This is a genomic window from Faecalibacterium sp. Marseille-P9590 (genome assembly GCF_017377665.1).
GTDB lineage: Bacteria > Bacillota > Clostridia > Oscillospirales > Ruminococcaceae > Faecalibacterium.
Genome location: NZ_JAFREF010000012.1, coordinates 81734 through 88106 on the forward strand (window position 1 = coordinate 81734; position 6373 = coordinate 88106).

4 protein-coding genes are annotated in these 6373 nt (G+C 58.2%); 1 reads left to right on the plus strand and 3 read right to left on the minus strand.

Annotated elements, in window-relative coordinates; translation table 11 throughout:
- Positions 1–102: 102 nt before the first annotated feature.
- Positions 103–1131, minus strand: coding sequence for a glycosyltransferase family 2 protein (locus tag J3349_RS12110; RefSeq protein WP_158396020.1), 1029 nt, complete (start codon positions 1129–1131; stop codon positions 103–105).
- Positions 1132–1351: 220 nt separating this feature from the next.
- Between J3349_RS12110 and J3349_RS12115 the strand changes: the two genes are divergently transcribed.
- The gene (locus J3349_RS12115) at positions 1352–2929 is read left to right on the plus strand and encodes a RecQ family ATP-dependent DNA helicase (RefSeq protein WP_158396022.1); all 1578 of its coding nucleotides are present in this window, start codon (positions 1352–1354) and stop codon (positions 2927–2929) included.
- A gap of 156 nt (positions 2930–3085) precedes the next feature.
- Here J3349_RS12115 and nrdG read toward each other — a convergent pair whose 3' ends face one another.
- Complete coding sequence (nrdG, locus tag J3349_RS12120) at positions 3086–3643, minus strand: anaerobic ribonucleoside-triphosphate reductase activating protein (protein ID WP_207677588.1); 558 nt, start codon at positions 3641–3643, stop codon at positions 3086–3088.
- 111 nt (positions 3644–3754) lie between these two features.
- A complete protein-coding gene (gene nrdD, locus J3349_RS12125) occupies positions 3755–5926 on the minus strand; it encodes an anaerobic ribonucleoside-triphosphate reductase (protein ID WP_207677589.1) in 2172 nt (723 codons plus the stop codon).
- Between the last annotated feature and the right edge of the window lie 447 nt (positions 5927–6373).

Here is a 6373-nt window from a genome sequence, read left to right on the forward strand (position 1 = left end):
TCAGGCAGCAAAATTGAAGATCCCTTAACAAATGGCCGAAAAGGGCAAAAAAACAGGGCCGCTGCCTGCGCAGTGACCCTGTTGTATGCAACAATCGTGAATTCAGTTGAACTTGAAGATCTTCCGTGCGATGCGGTAGCCGCCCACCACGATGGCGTCGCCCTTGGGGAAGGGCAGATTGGTCACGCCGCCGAAGCCGAAGCGGATGGAGCGGTAGACTGCGGCGCTGGTGTGCTCGCGCAGATACTGCCACAGGCCCTTCTGCTTTTCTTTCGCCTCGGCGCTGCCGTCCAGCAGCAGGAAGATGTCGCTGACGGCCATCATCATGGAGAGGTAGTGGAGCATATAGGCGCGCAGTTTCTTCTCGCCCTTGAGGGCGTCGAGGTCCTGACAGTCGATCATATGCTTGGTGACGCGGAGCTGCTGGTCCACGCGCTTGACCATGATGCTCTCGTTGACACTCTGGTCGGCGCGGCCAATGAAGTAGCGGTAGAGGTCGAGGTCCATATAATACATGGTCTTGACGAAAGGCAGAGGCTGGTAGACGAAGATGTTGTCCACGTAGAAGGTATGCTTGGGCAGCACCATGCCGCACTTGCGCAGCACCTCAGTGCGGTACATGACCGAGTGCATCAGCAGGTTTTGGTCGGGGCGGAAGTGGCCGACGTGCATCCAGGTGAACAGACGCTCCTGCGGGAAGATGTTGGTGTACCGCACAGTGTGGCTGGTGCCGTCCTCGGTGTGCTCGTAGACATAGTTGCAGATCATGAGGTCGGGGGCGGTGCCGCGGGTCACGAGGGTGTGCAGGCGGGCCAGCACCTTCTGGAGGGCGTCGGTGTCCAGCCAGTCGTCGCTGTCCACGACCTTGTAGTAGAGGCCGGTGGCGTTGCGGATGCCCTGGTTGACGCCCTCGCCGTGGCCGCCGTTCTCCTGATGGATGGCCTTGACGATGGTGGGGTACTTGGCAGCGTACTCGTCGCAGATGGCCGGGGTCTCGTCCTTCACGGAACCGTCGTCCACGAGGATGATCTCAGCCTGCTCCCCGGCGGAGAGCAGCGTTTCGATGCAGTGGCGCATATATGCCGCCGAGTTGTAGCACGGGACGGCAAAAGTAATGAGTTTCTGTTGCATAAAAATAAGCTCCTTATCGTGCTTGCCCGGCCATGTTCAGAACAAAATGGGCCGGAGATGGAGATATGTATTCTTATTATAGCATTTTCGCGCACAAAAAGCTAGGAACACCAGCAAATACCTGCCAAAAAACGACGACAGAAGAGCGATCTGATACCATTTCGGGCCGGGCTGTGCTATAATAATACGGATACAGATTTGAAAAACGCAGGAGGCACCCATGGCAGACCCGCATTCTATCTTGAAAAAAGTTTTTGGCTACGACAGTTTCCGCCCCGGACAGGAGGACATCGTCCGGCGGCTGCTGGACGGGCAGGATGTGCTGGCGGTGATGCCCACCGGCGCGGGCAAATCCATCTGCTATCAGGTGCCGGCCCTGCTTCTGCCCGGCATCACCATCGTGGTGTCGCCGCTGGTCAGCCTGATGAAAGACCAGGTGGGGGCGCTGGTGCAGGCCGGTGTGGCGGCGGCTTTCCTCAACAACAGCCTCACCGACAACCAGAAGGCCCTCATGCTCCGCCGCGCCCGGGAGGGCTGGTATAAGATCATCTATGTGGCCCCGGAGCGGCTGGAAATGCCGGGCTTCCAGCGCTTCGCGCAGGAAAAGCTCATCAGCATGGTGACGGTGGACGAGGCCCACTGCATCAGCCAGTGGGGGCAGGACTTCCGCCCCAGCTATCTGCGCATCAAGGAGTTCGTGGACAGCCTGCCGAATCGCCCGGTGGTGGGCGCGTTCACGGCCACGGCGACGGCCCGGGTACGGGACGACATCCGCAGCCATCTCGAGCTCCATCAGCCCTATGAGGTGACGACCGGCTTCGACCGGCCCAACCTCTACTTCGAGACGCGCCGCGCCCTGCCCAGCCAGAAGCCGAAGGAGCTGCTGGACCTTGTGCTCCGGGAGGGCGACAACGCGGGCATCGTCTATTGCAGCACTACGAAGCAGGTGGACGAGACGGCCCGCCTGCTCCAGAGCCGGGGCATCCGGGCAGCGGCCTACCACGCCAAGCTGGACGCCGAGGTGCGCCGGAAGAATCAGGACGACTTCCTCTACGACCGCGTTCAAATCATGGTGGCGACCAACGCCTTCGGCATGGGCATCGACAAGCCCAACGTCCGGTTCGTCATCCATTACAATATGCCCAAGGATCTGGAAAGCTACTATCAGGAGGCGGGCCGCGCGGGCCGCGACGGTCTGCCGTCCCGCTGCATCCTGCTCTATTCCGGTACGGATGTGCGAACCATCCGCTTCTTCATCGACAAAGAGATGGAAGCGGACAACGGCCTGCCCGCCGACGTCAAGGCCGAGGCCGCCCGCAAGGCGGAAGAGCGGCTCAAGTATATGACCTTCTACTCCACCACTCAGAAGTGCCTGCGGCGGTTCATGCTGAACTATTTCGGCGAGGCCGCACCTGAAAAGTGCGGCAACTGTTCCTGCTGCCTCTTTGCCGAGCAGAATGCGCAGGAGGTGGAACAGCGCGCTGCCGCCGCGAAGCAGAGGGCTGCGGCCAACTCCCGGCGGCTGTCGGCCCGCCGTGCTGCTGCCGGCGGCGACCTCAGCGAGGCAGACGAGAAGCTGCTGGCCGCGCTCTACGCCCTCCGCAAGCGTCTTGCGGCAAAGCAGAATGTTCCGGCCTACATGGTGTTCAGCGACGCTACCCTCCGCGAGATGGTCCAGAGCAAGCCCCTGAGCATGGATGAGTTTTTAAACATCACCGGCGTCGGCGAAAAGAAAGCCGCCCGCTATGGCATGGCGTTCCTGCGGGCCATTGAGGATATGGTGGGAAGCAGAGAATAAGAAAAGGCGCAGATCTTCCACGAGCGGAGAGGCTCGTTGTGGAAAATCTGCGCTTTTTATCGCAAGTCAAGAAAATAACGCAACAGGATAACAGCATATTTGCGATATGCAATTCAACGCTGTTGCTGTTGCATTAAAAAGTTGAATTGCTATGTTTTATCGTTCCATCGTATGGGTGGAGAACACTTTTTCGTCCTGCCACCACACCGGCTGCCCGGCGGCGAGGGACTTGGGAACATCCAGCAGACGCTGGTTCCGGCTGCCCCGGAAGCGGAGGGAGATGTCGTGCTCAGCCTCCACGAAGCGGCCATCCACCAGCACATCCAGCAGACTCAGCAGCTCGTCGGTGACTTCGCACCGCGCGTGGCAGGGGACTTTGCCGGTCAGCTGCTCCCAGGTGTAGCCGGAGTAGCACCAGACCGTTTTCTTCGGGTAAAGGGCTTTGAAATTTTGCACGAAGGTCACCAGTTCCCGCTGGTTCTCCGGCTCCATCGGCTCGCCGCCCAGCAGGGAGAGGCCCGTGATATAGTCCGGCTTGCAGGAGGCGAACACCTCGTTGCGGACGGGCTTGTCGAAGGGCTGGCCATAGCCGAAATCCCATGCCACCTCATTGAAGCAGCCGGGGCAGTGGTGGCGGCAGCCGGAAACGAAGACGCTGGTGCGGACGCCCGGCCCGTTGGCGATGTCGTAATATTTAATAGTCGCGTAATTCATAAATCAGACCTGAAAGCAGAGCACGCTGCTTTGCCTTGCAATTTTTTTGTGCTTGGGTAGCTTGCCAATGGCTCTCCCCTTGGGAGAGCTGGCGCGAAGCGCCTGAGAGGGTCACAAGTGTAACACCCGATCCTTGATCTCCTGCGTCCGGCCCTGGTTCCAGAACTGGGTGCCGATATAGCCGCAGGTGCGGCGGGCGACATTCAGCTTGTTCTGGTCACGGTTGCCGCACTTGGGGCATTCCCACACCAGCTTGCCGTCGTCCTCGACGATCTTGATCTCGCCGTCGTAGCCGCAGCACTGGCAGTAGTCGGACTTGGTGTTCAACTCGGCGTACATGATGTTGTCGTAGATGAACTGCAGCACGCTCATGACCGCCTCGAGGTTGTCCTGCATATTGGGGACTTCCACATAGCTGATGGCACCGCCCGGAGACAGCTTCTGGAACTCGCTCTCAAACTTCAGCTTGGTGAAGGCGTCGATGTGCTCGGAGACATGGACATGGTAGCTGTTGGTGATATAGTTCTTGTCGGTGATGCCGGGTACGATGCCGAACCGCTTCTGCAGGCACTTGGCGAACTTGTAGGTGGTGGATTCCAGCGGGGTGCCATAGAGGGAGTAGTCCATGTTCTCGGCCTTCTTCCACTCGTTGCACTTGTCGTTCATGTGCTGCATCACGCTGAGGGCGAAGGGCTTTGCGCCGGCGTCGGTGTGGCTCTTGCCGGTCATATACTTTACGCACTCATACAGGCCGGCGTAGCCGAGGCTGATGGTGGAGTAGCCGCCGAAGAGCAGCTTGTCGATCTTCTCGCCCTTCTTGAGGCGGGCCAGTGCGCCGTACTGCCACAGGATGGGGGCGGCGTCGCTGGGGGTACCCAGCAGGCGCTTGTGGCGGGCCTGCAGAGCGCGGTGGCAGAGGGCCAGACGCTCGTCAAAGATCTTCCAGAACTTATCAAAGTTGCCGCCGGAGCTGAGGGCCACGTCCACCAGATTGATGGTCACGACGCCCTGATTGAAGCGGCCATAATACTTGGGCTTGCCGGTCTCAGGGTCAATATAGGGGGTCAGGAAGCTGCGGCAGCCCATGCAGGTGTAGCAGTGGCCCTCGCCGTTTTTGTCTACCTTCAGCTCGAGCATCTTCTTCTCGGAGATATAGTCGGGGACCATCCGCTTGGCGGTACACTTGGCAGCCAGCTCGGTCAGGTAGTAGTAGGGGTCACCGGGGTGGATGTTGTCCTCTTCCAGCACATAGATGAGTTTGGGAAAGGCGGGGGTGATCCAGACACCGGCCTCGTTCTTCACGCCCTGATAGCGCTGACGGATAGTCTCCTCGATGATGATGGCGAGGTCAGCTTTCTCCTGCGCGTTGCGGGCTTCGCCCAGATACATGAACACGGTGATGAAGGGGGCCTGACCATTGGTGGTCATGAGGGTGACGACCTGATACTGGATGGTCTGGACGCCGCGGTTGATCTCGTTGCGCAGACGGCGTTCCACAATCTCACGCTTGCGCTCGGTGGAGACATCCAGACCCTCCATCTCGGCCTCGACCTCGGCGGCGATCTTCTTGCGGGAGACGTCCACGAAGGGGGCAAGATGGGTCAGGCTGATGCTCTGGCCGCCATACTGGTTGGAAGCCACCTGTGCAATGATCTGGGTGGCGATGTTGCAGGCGGTGGAGAAGCTGTGGGGCTTCTCAATATAGGTGCCGGAGATGACGGTGCCGTTCTGGAGCATATCGTCCAGATTGACGAGGTCACAGTTGTGCATGTGCTGGGCAAAATAGTCGGAGTCGTGGAAGTGGATGAGACCTTCCTGATGCGCCTTAACGATCTCCGGGTCCAGCAGCAGGCGGGCAGTCAGGTCTTTGGAGATCTCACCGGCCATATAGTCGCGCTGGACGCTGTTGACGGTGGGGTTCTTGTTGGCGTTCTCCTGCTTGACTTCTTCGTTCTGGCACTCGATGAGGCTCAGGATGCGCTCGTCGGTGGTGTTGGTCTGGCGCTTGAGGCTCTGGATATAGCGGTAGGTGATATAGTGGCGGGCGATGTCATGGGCCTTGATGTCCATGAGCTGGTTTTCCACCATATCCTGTACCTCTTCCACGCTGACAGCGCGGTTGAGTGCCTGACACTGGTCGGTCACAGCTGCGGCGATGTCAGTGATCTGCTCCCGGGAGAGACGGGCCTTGCCGCCTACCGAATCGCTGGCCTTGGTAACAGCGGTGATGATCTTGGTAATATCGAAAGGCACTTCCGCACCGTTGCGTTTGATGATCTTCATAGCGCTCCTCCTGTTTCGCGTATACAGTGTGAACGGGTGTCTCCTGATACAAGAGGCACCCGCAACTCTCATTGGTCGTTGATACTATCATATCACTATTTAGTGATATGTCAATGGAAGAACCACTACATTTTGTGTTTTGTAGCTTTCGCCAAAAATAGAGGAAAATTTCCGGAACAAAATTTGAGACGAAACCTCTTGACAATCTGCGCAAAGGAAGTAGTGCTTTCCGCGGGGTAATAAAGGCCATTGTCTATACTGTACCCCCTTATATAATACATTATAAAAAACAAAAGACTTTGCCTGAAGAATCCAAGAGGATGAAGCCGATTTGAGTCAGCGCGAAAAAACCTGAAAAAACTTGCAAAAAAGTGTTGACATCCGGCCCGGCGTATGGTATTATACTTGAGCGCCAAGCGCTGAGACAAAAGAATGACTTCTGAGTCT

What these genes read in the sequence shown, in the direction of transcription:
- J3349_RS12110 (WP_158396020.1), bottom strand. Translation starts at nt 1,131, where the DNA reads ATGCAACAGAAACTCATTACTTTTGCCGTCCCGTGCTACAACTCGGCG.
- J3349_RS12115 (WP_158396022.1), top strand. Translation starts at nt 1,352, where the DNA reads ATGGCAGACCCGCATTCTATCTTGAAAAAAGTTTTTGGCTACGACAGT.
- nrdG (WP_207677588.1), bottom strand. Translation starts at nt 3,643, where the DNA reads ATGAATTACGCGACTATTAAATATTACGACATCGCCAACGGGCCGGGC.
- nrdD (WP_207677589.1), bottom strand. Translation starts at nt 5,926, where the DNA reads ATGAAGATCATCAAACGCAACGGTGCGGAAGTGCCTTTCGATATTACC.